The sequence below is a fragment of the Mycobacterium farcinogenes genome (genome assembly GCF_019739075.1).
Classification (GTDB): Bacteria; Actinomycetota; Actinomycetes; order Mycobacteriales; family Mycobacteriaceae; genus Mycobacterium; species Mycobacterium senegalense.
Window position 1 is genome coordinate 2,338,820 of sequence record NZ_CP081673.1, and the last position, 14,509, is coordinate 2,353,328.

Genomic DNA, 14,509 nt, shown 5'->3' on the forward strand with positions numbered 1-14,509 from the left:
GCGCATGCTTCAGTCGTCCCTGCGCATCAGCAGCACGCCGCTCGGGGTCAGGCCACCGCTGCTGGCCACGGCAACTTTGGCATCGGCCACCTGGCGCTCGCCGGCTTCGCCTCGCAGCTGGGTGACGGCCTCGTGGATCAGCCCCATCCCGTGAGTACGGCCATGCGAGAGTTGTCCGCCGTGGGTGTTGAGCGGGATGACACCGTCGCGCGCGATGTTATGGCCGCCGTCGAGGAAGTCCTTGGCCTCTCCGATGCCGCAAAAGCCGAGACCCTCAAGCCACGACAGGCAGTTGAAGCTGAACCCGTCATAGAGCTCGGCGACGTCGACGTCGCTGGGGCGCAACGAGGTTCGCGACCACATGTGGGCGCTCTGGCCCAGTACCTGCGGCTCATGGGTAAGAGTGGTCTGGTCCCAGTCGAGCCGTTCGATGATTTGGGTACCGACCGCCTCGAACAGGATCGGCGGCTTGGGGAGGTCTCGGGCGGCGTCGACCGCCGAGACGATGACGGCGACCGCGCCGTCGCACGGCACATCGCAGTCGTAGAGGCCGAACGGGGTGGTGATCATGCGGGCCGACAGGTAGTCGTCCATGGTCAGCGGATCGCGGTAGATGGCGGTCGGGTTCAGCGCGGCGTTGGCACGCTGGTTGAGGGCGATCCACCCGAGGGTCTCCCTCGTGGTGCCGTACCGGTCGAAATGGCGGCCGGCGTTCTGCGCCAACGTGTGTGCCGCCGAGGTGGACCCGAACGGGTGCTGCCAGTTGTCGCTGCGGCCGCCCATCGGAGGGGACATCTTGCCCTCCTTGACCAGCTGGCCGAACGTGGCTTCCCACAGCGTGCGGAAGCACAGCACGTGGCGTGCCAGGCCAGTGGCCACGGCCATCATCGCCGCGATCACCGAGCCGCCGGGGCCGAAGGTGTCCATGCCGCCGTTGATCCAGGTGGGCCGGAGCCCGAGCGCACCCTCCAGTGCGGTCACACCCCCCTCGCCCATGCCCGCGATGGCCAGCCCCGGATAGGTGGACAGCCCGTCGATGTCGTCGAACGTCAAACCGGCGTCGGCCACGGCCTTTTCGGCTGCGTCGATGGTCAGCGCCAGCGGCGGCACCATCTGGCGCCGACCGATCTTGGACATCCCGATGCCGGTGATGGCCGAATGGTCCTCGAACTTCTGCTTGGTCAGCATCGGCCGGACGTACTTGGCGACGTCCTGTGGCGCGACCGGTTCGGCGACCGGCGGGGTAGCGGTGGTGTCGGCCGACGGTTTGAACACCGGCAGCCAGACATCCTCGATGTGCTGGAAGTCGACCTCGACCGGCATCCCGAGCTTGAGGTCGTCGAAGTCGCAATCGACGATGTTGGTGGTCAACCGGACCCGGGGATCCTCGGCGATGGCCACCTCGGCCACCACGTACGGCGGCGGTAGATCTGGGAAACCGAACCGATGGTTGACCGTGAACCCGGCCAGTGAACCGCGCCCGGACACGTCGCGCACCCCCATGTTGTGGCTCCGGCAGTACCGGCAGATCGGTTGCGGCGGATGGATGAGGGCGCTGCAGTCCTGGCATTCCTGGATTCGCAGCACCCCGTCGGCGCCCGCGGTCCAGAAGTACTCGTTGAGCGTGGTGACCGTCGGGAGCGGACGTCCCGGTATCTGTGACAACTCGACTCCGGTGGTAAGCGGGTTATTCTGTGCGGAGAATCACGTTACCAGTTTCCGGGATCAGTGATCCATACCCTTGCGCTCAGCCGGCCTCCCGCGCTGTGCGCGGGTCCTTGAGCTCGATGATGGCGTGTACCGGGCAGTCCAGCAGGGCGCGTCGCACCGCGGCTTGGTCGGCCTCGGGGATGTTGCCGTCGCCTTTGAGCACCGCGTAGCCCCAGTCGTCCAGCGGGAAGTACTCCGGCGCATGCTTGGCGCACAGCCCGAAGCCATCGCACAACGTGCGGTCCAGCTTGATCTTCATACCGCCACCACCGCCTCCAGAGACTCCACTTCGTACGGCCGCGCGGCAGTGAAAGCACCGGAACGGCAGGTCTGGCAGCCATTTTCGAGGTGGCGTTGGACCAGGTCGGGGAACTGGGCCAGCAGGCTGGCCGCCACGTTGGCGGCGCCGTCGAGCGTTGCGCAGGCGCCGCGGCCGCGCAACACCACCGACCACCGCTTGAGCCGCTCCAGATCCTCGTCGGTGGCGGTGCCGTCGCGCAGTCCGGTGACGACCGCGGCCATCGCTGCGGTCCCGTTGAAGCAGGAGCCGCATTGCCCGGCGTTCTCCCGGTCGAAGTAGGCCAGCACCGCGGCAGCGACCGCCACCGGGCAGTCATCGGTGAGGATGCCGATCGCACCGCAGCCGAGTCCGCTGCCCAGCGCCCGCACTGATTCGTGATCCAGTGCGGCTCCGAGGATGTCACGGTTGACCAAGCCGGCGAAATATCCGCCCATCAGCACGCCACGGACGCGGTCCGGGGCCACCCCGTGCAGGGTCAGCAGATCGGCGAAGGAGATGCCGTGCGGAATTTCGTAAAGTGCAGGCGGACGGCCGGCGCCGGTGATCGTGGCCAGGAACGTGCCGGGGGAGGAGTCGGTACCGTGTTCGCGGAACGACTGCGCTCCGTGCTGATGAAGATATGCCAGGTGTGCCAACGTCTCGACATTGCTGATCAGCGTGGGCTTGCCGGCCACTCCCTCCTCGAACGGACGCGGTGGCTTGTCGGTCGGTTTGGCCGGCCCTCCGTTGACCACATGCACGGCAGCGGTTTCCTCGCCGGCGACGTAACCCGGTGCCACAGTGACCAATTCAATGCCGGGGCCGCCCAGGTCGGCAGCTGTCTCGGCCAGTGCACGTTCCACACACTCGGCGGCATGCGGATCCGACACATAGACCACGGCGCGGTCGGCGCCGACAACCGCGGCCGCCAGCCGCAGGCCGTCGAGCACGACATGCGGGCGATTGCGTAGCAACCAGCGATCCTTGATCGAGGCCGGCTCGCCCTCTTCGCCGTTGGCGATCACCACTGTGCCGGCAGCGGCCCTGCGGCCGTTGTCGCGCACGGTGCGCAACTTCACCGCCATCGGGAATGCCGCACCGCCGCGGCCGAGTAACCCGCCGGCCTGCACCTCGTCGAGAAGATGCTCCGGATCGGCAAGGGGCGCATAGCCCCCGGCATTCCGGTAGGCGTCGAGAGACTCGGGCCCGTCGCGCAGGAGACGCGGGGTGATTCCGGGCCACGCGGCGACCGTCAGTTCGGCTGTCATGGTCACATCCCGTCCCCGGTTAGGCTTACCGGCATGAGAACTGCGGTGGTGCGCGTCGGAGTGGATCCGGCTGGTGAGCTCGGAGCGCAGGAGTTATCCGACGGCATGGCAACACTCCGTGAGTTGCTGGGTGTGCGCGGTGCCGAAGTGCTGGACAACCAGCTCGCCGGACTCCCCGCGCATCGCCGCGAGGTCGAGGTGCTGATCGCCGGCGGCGACGCACCAGAGCTGCAGGCCGTCGCGATGGAGTTGTGCGCCAAGGCTTTCGGCACTTCTCCCACGGCCGGCGTGGTCACTTTCGTCAGTCGTGGCACCGACGAGGACGTGCGTGGCGTGCTGGCCGGATTCGGCCTGTCGGGCGACATCGTGCGATCCGTGGACGACGAGGGCTGGGATGTGGTGACGGTGACCCTGAACAAGGCTGACCTGGCACGCATCCCGGAAAGCCGCATCCATACGGCCCTGGAGGCTTCGCTGAACTGCGAGGTGCACATCCGAACGGTGTGAGGGTCCGGCCGCCGGTACCACCTTCACGACGACCTCAGGAAGTCGATGATCGCCGGTGCCGCTTGCACCCAGGTGTCGAACAGGCAGAACGTCTTACCGCCGCTCTGGGCGAACTTCTCACCCGCTCGCTCCCATGCGTCCTCGGGCCAGGGCGGATCGATCAGCTTGGAACCCTTGATCAGACAACTCACTTCGAGCGAGGTGCGCTTGGGGTGATCCCAGTCGTCCTCGCCGCCACGGATGATCAGGGTGGGTACGGTGATGTTGTCGAACATCTCGTCGGGCACGCCGGGGATGGTCTGGCCCGGCTTCGACACGAACGCGTTGAGCCAGCGCAGCATGACTTTGAGGAATTCGTCGGCGTCGAGATCGAGTAGACGCTGCCGGTTCGCGGGATTCTCCGCGATGCGCTCGCGCCACTCGGGCACATTCAGCAACCCCTCGATACCGAGGCCGCGTACCGCCAAGATGCTCGGGGTGACGTAGTGACCGCCGAGTACGAACGATCCGTAGACCCCACCGACGATGTTCCACACCACCAGTTTTCGGACGATCTCGGGATGGAGCATGGTGGTCAGCATCGAGTCGCGGGCGCCGCCGGAGCCACCCAGGATGAAGCACGGTCCGACATCCAGGGCGGTGATCAATCGGTACAACGTCTCGGCCCGCATGTGTGATTCGCTCTGCCCGTAGAACTGCACGTCGGATTTGCCGCAGTTCGGCCGGTCCCACAGCAGCACCCGGTAGCCGCCCTCGACCAGGGCTTCCGCCAGAGGTCGCAGGCCCGGAATATCCTTGCTGAACCGGCCACCGGGCGTCAGGGCGATGAAATCGCCTTTGTCACCGAGGATTTCGTAGACGACGTTGCCGCCGTTGATCTCCATGGTCTTTTCGCCCAGCTTGAGCTGAGGACCTGCCGTCAGAACCGTTGATTCGTTCGCAAGCTCGCTCATGCCATCACCAACACATCATCTCCAACCACGCGCACCGGATACGTACGGATACTCCATTCCGGCTTCACCGCGGTGGTGCCGGTTGCCAGCTCGAAACCCCATTGATGCCAGGGGCAGTAGATGAACTCCTTGTCGCGCACCATCACCGCGTCGCCGGGCACGTCCGCGTCGACCACGGTGCGACCCCGGGCCCGACCCGAGCACAACGGGCCGCCCTCGTGCGGGCAGTAGTTGGCAATGGCGTAGAACGTTCCGTTCACGTTGTACACGCCGACTCCGTGGCGCCCGATCGGCACCAGTTTGTGTGTACCGGGCGGGATTTCGTCGACTGTGGCTACAACGTGCTCGCGCCCCTGGGCGAGCCTCCTCGGCTTCTCCGGTTCGGCCATCTCAGAACACCCTGACCTGTCCCTCGAGGACCGGGACGGTCTCGGGCAGCTTGTAGGTCTCGATGCCGTTGCGGAACATGATGGCCTCGCGGGCGTGCTCGGGCAGGTGCTTGACCAGCCAGCGCGGGTCGTCGAAGGTCCAGTGCGGATAGTCGCTGGAGTAGAGCAGGATCTTCTCGCATTCCATCCATTCGAAGGCCCGCGACAGTTCGGTCTTGTCCTCGGGGTAGTCCAGCGGCTGGGTGGTGAACTTGATGTGGTCCTTGACGTATTCGCTCGGCTTGCGCTTGATGTCCATCCAGCTCTTGCGGGCTTCGTAGATGGCATCCATGCGCCACATCAGCGGCAGGATCCAGGTGAACGCGTGCTCGACGAACACGATGCGCAGCGTCGGGAACCGGTCGAAGACCCCGTCGAAGATCAGGCTCATCACCTGGTTGGCCGCCAACAACGAATAGCTGACCATGAAATCGTGGTTGTAGCTGGGTAAACCGACCGGCGGCGTCGGCAGGGTCTCGTATTCGCCGCGGGACAGGTGGCAGCTCACGGTGATGTCGTGTTTGGTGGCCGCGGCCCAGATCGGGTCGTACTTCGGGTCACCCCAGGACGGGCGCGGCTCCGCCTTGATCAGAACCTGCGCCATGAAGGGATGTTCGGCCCACTGCTCGATCTCGGCCACCGCGGACTGTGGCTCTTCGATCGCCACACAGACCGAGCCGCGCCACCGCTCGTGCCAGTTGTTGTGACTGTCCAGCCAGTGGTTGGCCAGCCACCGGTTGACCGCTGTGCAGTAGGCCGCGGTCGCTTCACCGAGGCGGTGCTCGGAGTGGGTGGGTTCCAGAATGGCGATGTCGGAGCCGGCCTCCATGATGAGCTGGCGTAGCGCCATATCCGGGTCACTGCAGGCGAACTCGCCATCGGGCGGGAACGCGTCCACTCGCATGGCATACGCGTGCGCATAGTCGGGCGCGTCGTAATAGATCTGCTCACCGACCTTGTGGCTGAGGAAATACTTGCTGCGCCACGGCTCGGGTATGTAGTCCATCAGCTCACCGCGGCGCGGCATGGGATGCACGTCGGAGTCGACGCAGCGAATCGCGATCCGCTCTTTTGCCGGCACCCGGGGGTTGGTCGTGATGGTCATGAAGCCTCCCTCAGATACCTACTGCGCCGCAGCCGCGGACGATGAACCGGCACTCGCGAATTCGTTCTCGAGGCCGTACAACTGTGCGGCATTGCGCCACAACAACTTGTCGCGCTGCTCGGCGCTGAAAGCGCTGGGGATGTGCGGTTGGTTCAGTTGCCAGTGCGGGTAGCTGGAACCGAACATCACCATGTCTTCCTTGCCGGTGAAGCTCAGCCATTCTCCGGCGAACTCGGTGTCGCCCGGACCGTCGAGAGCGCCTTGGACGAAGTACACGTGCCCGGGCAGATAGTCGCTGGGCATCTTCGGAGCCCAGGGCGTCTGCTCCAAGTGGGGGCGGCCGAAACAATCCATCCGCCACATGAACGGCGTCAACAGGTCCGCGGCGCCGTCGGCCCAGACGAACTTCAGGTCAGGCGTCCGCTCGAACACGCCTTCGGCGATCATGTTCATCAGGTGGTAGATGTAGTTGAGGGCCATGAACCCGAGGTACTGCTCGTACGTCCGGGTCTTTCCCGACGGCGTCGGTGCGAACTGGATACCCGCTCCGCCCTCGATGTGTACCGCCACCGGCAGACCGGCTTCTGCTGCGGCATCCCACAAGGGCCAGAATTGTGGCTTGCCGTAAAGCTCCCGTGACTGCATCGGGATACCGAGCTGCACCACCCGCGGATGGTCCTTGTACTTGTCGATCTCGCGCAAGGCTCCCACGACGTCGTCAGGGTTGATCCGGATGGTTCCGCGGAACCGCTCCCCATGCTCGTCGTGATCGAGCCAGCGGGTGACCATCATTTCGTTGTGCGCGGCGGCCAGCGCGGTCCCGAGGTGACGGTCGGGCATGATGCCGCGGGTCATCGGATGCAGGATGGCGATGTCGACGCCGCGGTCGGTGAACAGATGCCGGGCGGCGATGTCGGGGTCCGAACCGGGATATTCGCGGTTCGGGCCCTTGGTGTCCTTGGCGTACTCACCACCCGGCGCGCCGTACCAGTTCATCTCGTAATCCGGAAAACCACGGCTGGCGAAGGGTTCCTTCAGAAAGTTCTGCCGCAGATCCTTGTTGGATTGCATGAAGATGTGCACGCTCGCATCGATGAGCGGCGTTCCCGCACTGCCGGGTTGCGCCGGGTCTTTCAGGGCCAAGACTGTCCTCCGATGTTCGTCCGGAAACGAGCGGGCACGCGCTGATGGCGACGTGCTCACTGCGCCGGATCTTACAGCCAGTCTAGATCCATATTCTTCTATGGCAAGAACATAGTTCTCAAGGCGCTGCTGCCTTTCGTTGCAGGTAAGCGCCGGTGCTGGTCATCCGCCCAGCGTGCCGTATCGGAGAACATGTGCTTGCTGGAGGAGAAGATCGCGCCATAGAAAGAGAATGCTATTCTCCTCTCGGACGAGACAGTGCGGCAGGAGGCGGCGGTTGCTACTCGAATTTGATGCCGATCAGCGGCTATGGCAGGAAACCGTGCGCGACGCGGTGACCAAGCAATGCCCGGCCACGCTGGTCCGTGAAGTGGCCGAGCGGGGTGTCGACCCGACACCGCTGTGGCAGAGCTACATCGACCAGGGCTGGACCGAGCTCACCGACTCCGAGAACGCGGTGGAACTGGCCATCGTGCTCGAAGAACTCGGCCGGGCCACGGACCTGACGCCGTACCTGGCAACCATGACGCAGTACGCACCGCTGGCGGGAGACCGCTTCGACGCGGGAAAGGCCGGCACCGCCGTGTACAGCGGGGTGACGGCCAACCGTGATGCCACCGGTTGGGTACTGACCGGAACCGCCCCTCACGTCTTGGACGGTGATCGGGCGCAGAACCTGGCCGTGGTCACCGACGGAGGCGTGTTCCTCGTCGATGCGGCCCAGGTCTCGGTCAAGCGCAGTGCGGTGTTCGATCCGGTGTTGCACGTTGCCGAGGTGTCGTTCGACAACGTCCACGTCGATGACGCCGAACGTGTTCACACCGACACCGAGAAAGCCCGTCACCTGGCCTTGACCGGGATGGCCGTCACCATGGTCGGGGCCTGTCAACGAGTCCTCGACCTGGCCCTCGAACACGTCAAACAACGCCAGCAGTTCGGGGCGGCGATCGGGTCCTTCCAGGCCGTGCAGCACAAGGCGGTCGACATGCACGTCGCGATCGAAAGAGCCCGTGCGCTTTCGTATTTCGCCGCGCTGACTATCGCCGCCGACGACCCCCGCCGGCGTCTGGCCTCGGCCATGGCCAAGGCAGCGGCCGGAGAGTGCCAGGCGGTGGTGTTCCGTCACGGCCTGCAGCTGTTCGGAGCGATGGGCTTCACCTGGGAGAACGACGTGCAGTTCGCCCTCAAGCGAGCCAAGGCCGGCGAACTGTTGCTGGGCGGCGCCGCCGAGCACCGCGCGACGATCGCCGCCGAGTACCGCACGACCTACAGGGGACTGTAAATGCAGCTCACATACGATTCCGACGTCGAGGAGTTCCGCGCCGAGTTCTCCGCGTTCCTCGATGCCAACCTGCCGGCCGAGGCGCAGACGCTGGAGCGGCCCCGATCGGTGTCGCACATGCCGCAGTGGGCCCGCGACTGGCAGCGTCTGCTGTTCGACAACGGCTGGCTGCTGCCGGCCCAGCCGCCCGAGTTCGGCGGCCGCAACGCCACCGTGGTACAGACGTTCGTCCACCTCGACGAACTGTGCCGGCGCCGGATCTACCACAGCTTCAACCCGCAGGGCGTCAACATCATTGCCGCATCACTGCTTACGTTCGGCTCCGACGAACAGAAGCGCCGCTGGGCAGTGCCCGTGCTGCGGGGCGAGAAGACCGCGTCACTGGGGATGAGCGAGCCCAGTGCGGGCTCGGATCTCGCCTCGTTGCGTACCCGCGCGGTCCGGGACGGCGATCATTTCGTCGTCAACGGACAGAAGGTCTGGACCTCGGGCGCCCATGACGCCGACTGGCTGCTGACGTTCGTACGCACCGACCCGGATGCGCCGAAGCACAAGGGAATCAGCGTTCTCATCATCCCGACCGACACTCCCGGAGTGGTGTGCCGGCCCTTCGCCGACATGACGGGGGAAGAGAACCTCGACTTCAACGAGGTGTTCTTCACCGACGCCCGGGTGCCGGCAGAGAACCTCGTCGGCCCGCTCAACGGCGGTTGGGGGGTGGCCAACGGGTCCCTCGGCCACGAACGCACCATGATGTGGCTCGGATTCGCCGACCGGATCGACAACATGCTGGCCGACTTCCATCCGAAGACCGAGTTGGAGCGCGACCAGTACGCCACCACGATCATGGACTACCAGGCTTTGCGCGCCATGGGATCTGCCGCGCTGGCCAAGGCTTCCCGCGGAGAGGCGGACACCGCGTCGGTGTCGGTGCTCAAGCTGTTCGGATCCGAAGCGGAGCGCAACGCGTTCGAGAACGCGCTGACCGCGGCAGGCCCTGATGGTTTGATCCACCCGACCACCTCCGGGCCGTACGCGCACATGAACCTCGATCACTACTTCGCGAGCTGGTTCGAGCGCTATGCCAGGAGCTTCGGCGGCACCATCGCGGGTGGGACGTCGGAGATTCAGCGCAACATCATCGCCACCCAGGTGCTGGGCCTGCCCCGGCGCTGAGTGGCTTCAGACCTCCGGTGTCACGCCAGAGTGGCTTTCGAGCTCGACAGCCACTCTGGCGTGACAGTGGCGGTGAGATACCCGGTGACGCGGAACAAAACTTAGGTTAGGGTCGGCGTGATGTTCACGCTGCGATTCGACATGCGTGCGCCGCACACCCCGACAACTGACCTCTACGGCGCCGCGATCGACATGTGCGCCTGGGCCGAGACGCGCGGCGCGGTGATGGCGGTGCTCTCGGAGCACCACGGCACGGCCGACGGGCACCTCGCGGCCCCGACCATCCTTGCCTCCGCCATCGCCGCACGCACCAGCCGGCTGGCGATTCTGATTGCCGCGGTGCCGATTCCGTTCTGGGATCCGGTCCGGCTGGCCGAGGAGATCTGCACCCTGGACATCGTCAGCCGGGGCCGGATCTCGTATGCCTTCGGGATCGGGCACCGAGCCGAAGAGTACGAACACTTCGGTGTGGCGATGAGCGCGCGCGGCAAGCTCGCCGACGATCGGTTGGCGCTCTTGCTGCGTCTGCTGGCGGGGGAGACCGTCGAGCATGACGGCCGGAAGATCGCGGTGACGCCTGGCTGCGCAACACCGTCTGGCCCATATCTGCTCATCGCAGGGGGCTCTCGTGCGGCAGCGCGACGCGCAGCCCGGCACGGCCTGGGGTTCATCTCGCAGACTGCGGCGCCCGGGCTCCAGGAGTATTACGAGGCGCAGTGCCGGGCCGCCGGCAACGAGCCGGGTGTAGTCCAGTTTCCGGCACCGAACACGCCGACGGCGGTCTTCGTGGCCGACGACCTCGACCGGGCGTGGGAGGAGTTGGGCCCCTTTCTGCTTCACGATGCCCGCACCGCTGCGTCGTACCGGCACGGCGACGACACAGTCGCCAGCATCTCGCACGCCGAAAGCGTCGCTGCACTTCGGCAGGACGGCGGCCCGTACCAAATCCTGACCACTGACCAGGCTGCCGAGTATGCCCGCAGCGGAAGGCCGCTGCCGCTGCTCCCGTTGTGTGGCGGACTGCCACCCGAGGTGGCCTGGCCATACCTTGAGCGCGCAGCCGCGTCACAATCCGCGTGAACCGATACAAAGGAGCCGAAGATGCCAGCACCCCTGCGGATCGTGGTCTGGTCGACCGGCGGTGTCGGGTCGGTCGCCGTCGACGCCATCACCAGACGGCCTGATCTCGACCTGGTTGGTGTGTGGGTGCACTCGCCGGCGAAGGCGGGCCAAGACGCCGGAGTGCTGGCCGGGATTGAGCCACTGGGCGTTTCGGCCACCAGCGATGCCGAGGCACTGATCGCGTCGGCTCCCGATTGCGTGGTGTATGCGGCAAGTGGGCCCGCGCGTGATGCCGCGGCGGTACCGGATTACCTGCGCCTGCTGAATGCCGGGATCAACGTGGTATCAACGACATCGACCGCCCTGGTGTACCCGCCGGCCTACTATTCGGCGGAATGGCGCGACCAGCTGGAGGCGGCGGCCAAAGCGGGCAATTGTTCGTTCTACGCATCAGGGGTCTTTCCCGGTTTCGGCTCGGATCAGCTGGCGCTGACCCTGGCCACGCAGTCCAAAACGATCGACCGGCTCACGGTCACCGAGGTATCCCTCAACGATCACTATCCTGTGGCTGACGTGATGATGGACGGCATGGGCTTCGGGCGTCCGCTGGATTTCGAGCCGATGCTCAAGACGCCCGGCTTCATCGAGATGGCTTGGAAGGCACCCATCCACCTCATGGCGGACGCGTTCGGCGCTGAGGTGTCCGAGATCCACGGCTCGTTGGACCGGCGGACCACCGACCGTGACATCGAGGTGGCGTTCGGCACCGTCGCCGCGGGCACCTGCGGTGCCGTCCGCACGCGTGCTGCCGGCGTGGTGAACGGTCGTGAGGCCATCGTCGTCGAGCACATCATCCGGATGTCGCGCGACGTCGCACCGGATTGGCCGGCGTCGGAATTCGATGCGACCTACCGGGTGGACATCGAGGGTGATCCCGACATCCACTGTGCGATGAACCTGGGGGAACACGAGGGGCACGGGGCCGGCAAGGCGGCGATGGCCGCGACTGCGATGCGGGTGGTCAACGCGATTCCCTACATCGTCGATGCGCCCGCAGGCCTGTTGAGCTCACTGGACATCCCGAATACGTTGCCGAGGCACGTATTCGGCTAGCGCGCGATCACCCCGCGCAGGCTGGTATCGCGAACATGGATCTGTGATGTGCGCGTGCCGAATTCTCTGAGGATGTTCTCGGGGATCCAGCCGACGCAGAGGACCGACCGGGCCAGCATCTCGTTCGAGGGACTGTCGATGCTGATCTGGCCGGCCTTGATCCCTTCGGCGAGAAGCGATTTCACCTGCTTGACCCGCTGCGTGAACAACCAGCCGGGGTTGGGCGTATCCGGGGGAGACTGCCGCATCCAGGCCAGCTGAATCCGGAACTCGTCTCCGAATTGGTCGAGCGCGTTGGTGTGTATCCAACTGAGTGCATCGAGCTTTTCGATCGGCGTGCCCTCGGCGCCGAGGACCTCCGTCCAACCCACCGCGATCTTCTCGCCGAACGACTGCATGATGGCCGCGAGCAGTTCGTCCTTGGATCCGATCAGCCGGTACACCGTGCCGGTACCCATGCCCGCGGCCGAGGCGATGTCCCGCACGGTCGTGCCCTCATAGCCGCGGCGGCCGAACTCGGCCCGGGCCACTGCCCGGATATGAGCGGTCTTGTCGTCGGCCTCAGACCGGGCTTCCTCGGTCCAGCTGCGCACCACGGCGTCGGCTGCCGAGAACGGAACGGACTTGTCGAGTTCGGTGTCTGTGGGCTGCTCGGTGGACAAGCCCTCCAAGAGAATTCGGCACAGCAGCGTGGCCACTTTCTCCGGTGCGGCGTTGTGGCGCATGACGTCCAGGCCGACCTGCAGCATCGTCTGGCAGATCCGGTCCGCGAGCACGGTCAGATCGACGTCCGAACGCAGATAGCCGGCCCATCGGGCGGCCCGCAAGGTCTGCAGCATGGCCTCCAACGTGGCTGTCGGGCGTCGTTGAGCCAATGCGATGAGGGCGGGATTGGAGCTCGGGCTCTCGTAGAACGACATCTGCAGCGCGGCTCGGTGCGCGACGGCACATCGCGCGATATCTGAGCCGAGCTCGGCGATGCGGGCGAACGGTGACGCTGGATCCGGGCCGTCCAACCGGCTCTGGGCCTGCTCGGCGATGCCGTCGAGATCCTCGTGATACCGCTCCAGCAGTTCGACCAGGATCGCTTCCTTGGACTCGAAATGGTGGTACAGGCTGCCCGGCAGGATGCCGGCCGCATCCGCGATCTCCTGGAGCGATGTACGCAGGCCGGACGTGGCGATCAACGACGCGGCGGTCTGGAGGATCTCCGTTCGCCGTGTGCGATCCTCAGCTGCGGAGCCGGCGTCGACCGCGCGACCTGGGGTGCGCTTGAGCGTCTTGCGCTCCCCAGGCGTTACCTGGGGACGGCCCACAGCGGCTCCACGATGATTGCTCGGCTCCTGTCACACGTATCGGGTGGTCAGACCCAATATTTGGTTAGAGGCTACCAGAACGGAGCTGCTGCGCCGGGGATCCTGTGCGTCCGAAAGCGCCGGTAGATCACCGTTGCTCCAGCGTCGCCGACGTCCGGCTCACGCGCTGACCCCAAGCCGTTGAGTCACTGCGAACACTTCGTCGTAGATCGACCCCGGGATTGTGAACGGCTCTGTCGCAGTGATTTCCGACAGGTGCGCGGCGACGTCGTCGGCGGTGGGCTCGGTGTCCGGCGACGCCATCCAGCCATCGCTCAAACCGACGAAGACGCGGGCGAACCGCCCCGCGCAGGCCGAGAAATTCTGATGGCTGAGCCCGCAGTCGCGGCTGGCCAGGTACACCACCAACGGTGTCACAAGTTCGGGTCGGATCGCTTTGAAGAAGCCGTTGTCCTCGAGAGCTTTAGGATCACCAAGCGTTTCGGTGACCATGCGTGAGATGCCGAATGGCAGCACGGTGTTGGCGAGGATCCCGTGGGGCGCACCTTCGAGGGCGATCACGTTGGTCAGCCCGACCAGACCGGACTTGGCCGCTGCGTAGTGGGCTTCGAGGTGCTGGCCGAACATTCCCGCCGACGAGGCGATGAAGACGAACCGGCCGTAGCCCTGGTTCTTCATCACTCGGTAGGCGGGTTGGGCGAGGAAGAAGCCACCGTCGAGGTGGACGTTCAACATGCGGCGCCAGTCCTCGGCGGACAGATCCTCGAACGGAACGCTGTTGAAGATGCCTGCGTTGCTGACTACGGCATCGAGCCGACCGAAGCGCTCGACGGCTGTGCGCACGATCGACTCACCGCCCTCCGGGCTGTCGACCGAATCGTAGGACGCCACCGCGGTGCCGCCTGCCGCGGTGATCTCCTCAACTACCTGATCGGCGATCGCAGCGTCGGAACCCCGGCCTGCCATCGTGCCGCCGAGGTCGTTGACGACGACGGCCGCTCCGCGCCGCGCCAGTTCGAGCGCGTACACCCGGCCGAGGCCGCGGCCGGATCCGGTCACGACTGCGACCTGGCCGTTGAAGTCGATCACTTTGCCACCCTTGTCAGTTGACGTCGCGGTTCGTTCGATTGACGCCGATGTGGGCGAAACTCTACGGTGGAACAGAT

At 65.6% G+C, this 14,509-nt stretch carries 14 protein-coding genes; 5 read left to right on the forward strand and 9 right to left on the reverse strand.

Features of this window, described 5'->3' with window-relative positions; translation table 11 throughout:
- Window positions 1-9 precede the first annotated feature (9 nt).
- The 3 genes from K6L26_RS11135 to K6L26_RS11145 form a co-directional block, all read right to left on the reverse strand.
- Window positions 10-1,665 (reverse strand): thiolase C-terminal domain-containing protein, encoded by a 1,656-nt coding sequence (locus K6L26_RS11135; protein WP_019348986.1) that lies wholly within the window; start codon window positions 1,663-1,665, stop codon window positions 10-12.
- 82 nt (window positions 1,666-1,747) lie between these two features.
- Window positions 1,748-1,969: a ferredoxin gene (locus K6L26_RS11140; RefSeq protein WP_019348985.1), complete on the reverse strand. Its 222-nt coding sequence runs from the start codon at window positions 1,967-1,969 to the stop codon at window positions 1,748-1,750.
- Window positions 1,966-3,258, reverse strand: coding sequence for an NADH-ubiquinone oxidoreductase-F iron-sulfur binding region domain-containing protein (locus K6L26_RS11145; RefSeq protein ID WP_208862427.1), 1,293 nt, complete (start codon window positions 3,256-3,258; stop codon window positions 1,966-1,968). Before K6L26_RS11145 ends, K6L26_RS11140 begins: the two co-directional genes overlap by 4 nt.
- Window positions 3,259-3,291: 33 nt before the next feature.
- Between K6L26_RS11145 and K6L26_RS11150 the strand changes: the two genes are divergently transcribed.
- Window positions 3,292-3,765 (forward strand): hypothetical protein, encoded by a 474-nt coding sequence (locus tag K6L26_RS11150; RefSeq protein ID WP_085140438.1) that lies wholly within the window; start codon window positions 3,292-3,294, stop codon window positions 3,763-3,765.
- Window positions 3,766-3,788: 23 nt separating this feature from the next.
- Here K6L26_RS11150 and K6L26_RS11155 read toward each other — a convergent pair whose 3' ends face one another.
- The 4 genes from K6L26_RS11155 to K6L26_RS11170 are packed head-to-tail and all read right to left on the reverse strand — an operon-like array spanning window position 3,789 to window position 7,394.
- Entirely contained in the window at window positions 3,789-4,718 is a 930-nt protein-coding gene (locus K6L26_RS11155; RefSeq protein WP_085140437.1) for an alpha/beta fold hydrolase, read from the reverse strand.
- On the reverse strand, window positions 4,715-5,107 hold the full coding sequence (locus tag K6L26_RS11160) for a Rieske (2Fe-2S) protein (protein ID WP_054602835.1): 393 nt from the start codon (window positions 5,105-5,107) through the stop codon (window positions 4,715-4,717). Before K6L26_RS11160 ends, K6L26_RS11155 begins: the two co-directional genes overlap by 4 nt.
- A 1-nt stretch (window position 5,108) precedes the next feature.
- Window positions 5,109-6,251 carry an amidohydrolase family protein gene (locus K6L26_RS11165; protein WP_036393259.1) on the reverse strand — a complete coding sequence of 381 codons (1,143 nt, stop codon included), beginning with the start codon at window positions 6,249-6,251 and terminating at the stop codon, window positions 5,109-5,111.
- 18 nt (window positions 6,252-6,269) lie between these two features.
- Window positions 6,270-7,394 (reverse strand): amidohydrolase family protein, encoded by a 1,125-nt coding sequence (locus tag K6L26_RS11170; protein WP_076211497.1) that lies wholly within the window; start codon window positions 7,392-7,394, stop codon window positions 6,270-6,272.
- A 277-nt stretch (window positions 7,395-7,671) separates the two neighbouring features.
- Between K6L26_RS11170 and K6L26_RS11175 the strand changes: the two genes are divergently transcribed.
- From K6L26_RS11175 to K6L26_RS11190, 4 genes are all read left to right on the forward strand, one after another.
- The gene (locus K6L26_RS11175; RefSeq protein WP_036393261.1) at window positions 7,672-8,676 is read left to right on the forward strand and encodes an acyl-CoA dehydrogenase family protein; all 1,005 of its coding nucleotides are present in this window, start codon (window positions 7,672-7,674) and stop codon (window positions 8,674-8,676) included.
- A complete protein-coding gene (locus tag K6L26_RS11180) occupies window positions 8,677-9,852 on the forward strand; it encodes an acyl-CoA dehydrogenase family protein (RefSeq protein ID WP_085140434.1) in 1,176 nt (391 codons plus the stop codon).
- A gap of 120 nt (window positions 9,853-9,972) precedes the next feature.
- The gene (locus K6L26_RS11185) at window positions 9,973-10,932 is read left to right on the forward strand and encodes an LLM class flavin-dependent oxidoreductase (RefSeq protein ID WP_221853141.1); all 960 of its coding nucleotides are present in this window, start codon (window positions 9,973-9,975) and stop codon (window positions 10,930-10,932) included.
- Window positions 10,933-10,953: 21 nt separating this feature from the next.
- Complete coding sequence (locus K6L26_RS11190) at window positions 10,954-12,027, forward strand: NAD(P)H-dependent amine dehydrogenase family protein (RefSeq protein WP_221853142.1); 1,074 nt, start codon at window positions 10,954-10,956, stop codon at window positions 12,025-12,027.
- Here the strand turns inward: K6L26_RS11190 and K6L26_RS11195 are convergent.
- Both K6L26_RS11195 and K6L26_RS11200 read right to left on the reverse strand, forming a co-directional pair.
- The gene (locus K6L26_RS11195) at window positions 12,024-13,343 is read right to left on the reverse strand and encodes a TetR/AcrR family transcriptional regulator (protein ID WP_221853143.1); all 1,320 of its coding nucleotides are present in this window, start codon (window positions 13,341-13,343) and stop codon (window positions 12,024-12,026) included. The two genes, K6L26_RS11190 and K6L26_RS11195, sit on opposite strands and share 4 nt — an antisense overlap.
- Before the next feature lie 159 nt (window positions 13,344-13,502).
- The gene (locus K6L26_RS11200; protein ID WP_019344393.1) at window positions 13,503-14,432 is read right to left on the reverse strand and encodes an SDR family NAD(P)-dependent oxidoreductase; all 930 of its coding nucleotides are present in this window, start codon (window positions 14,430-14,432) and stop codon (window positions 13,503-13,505) included.
- Between the last annotated feature and the right edge of the window lie 77 nt (window positions 14,433-14,509).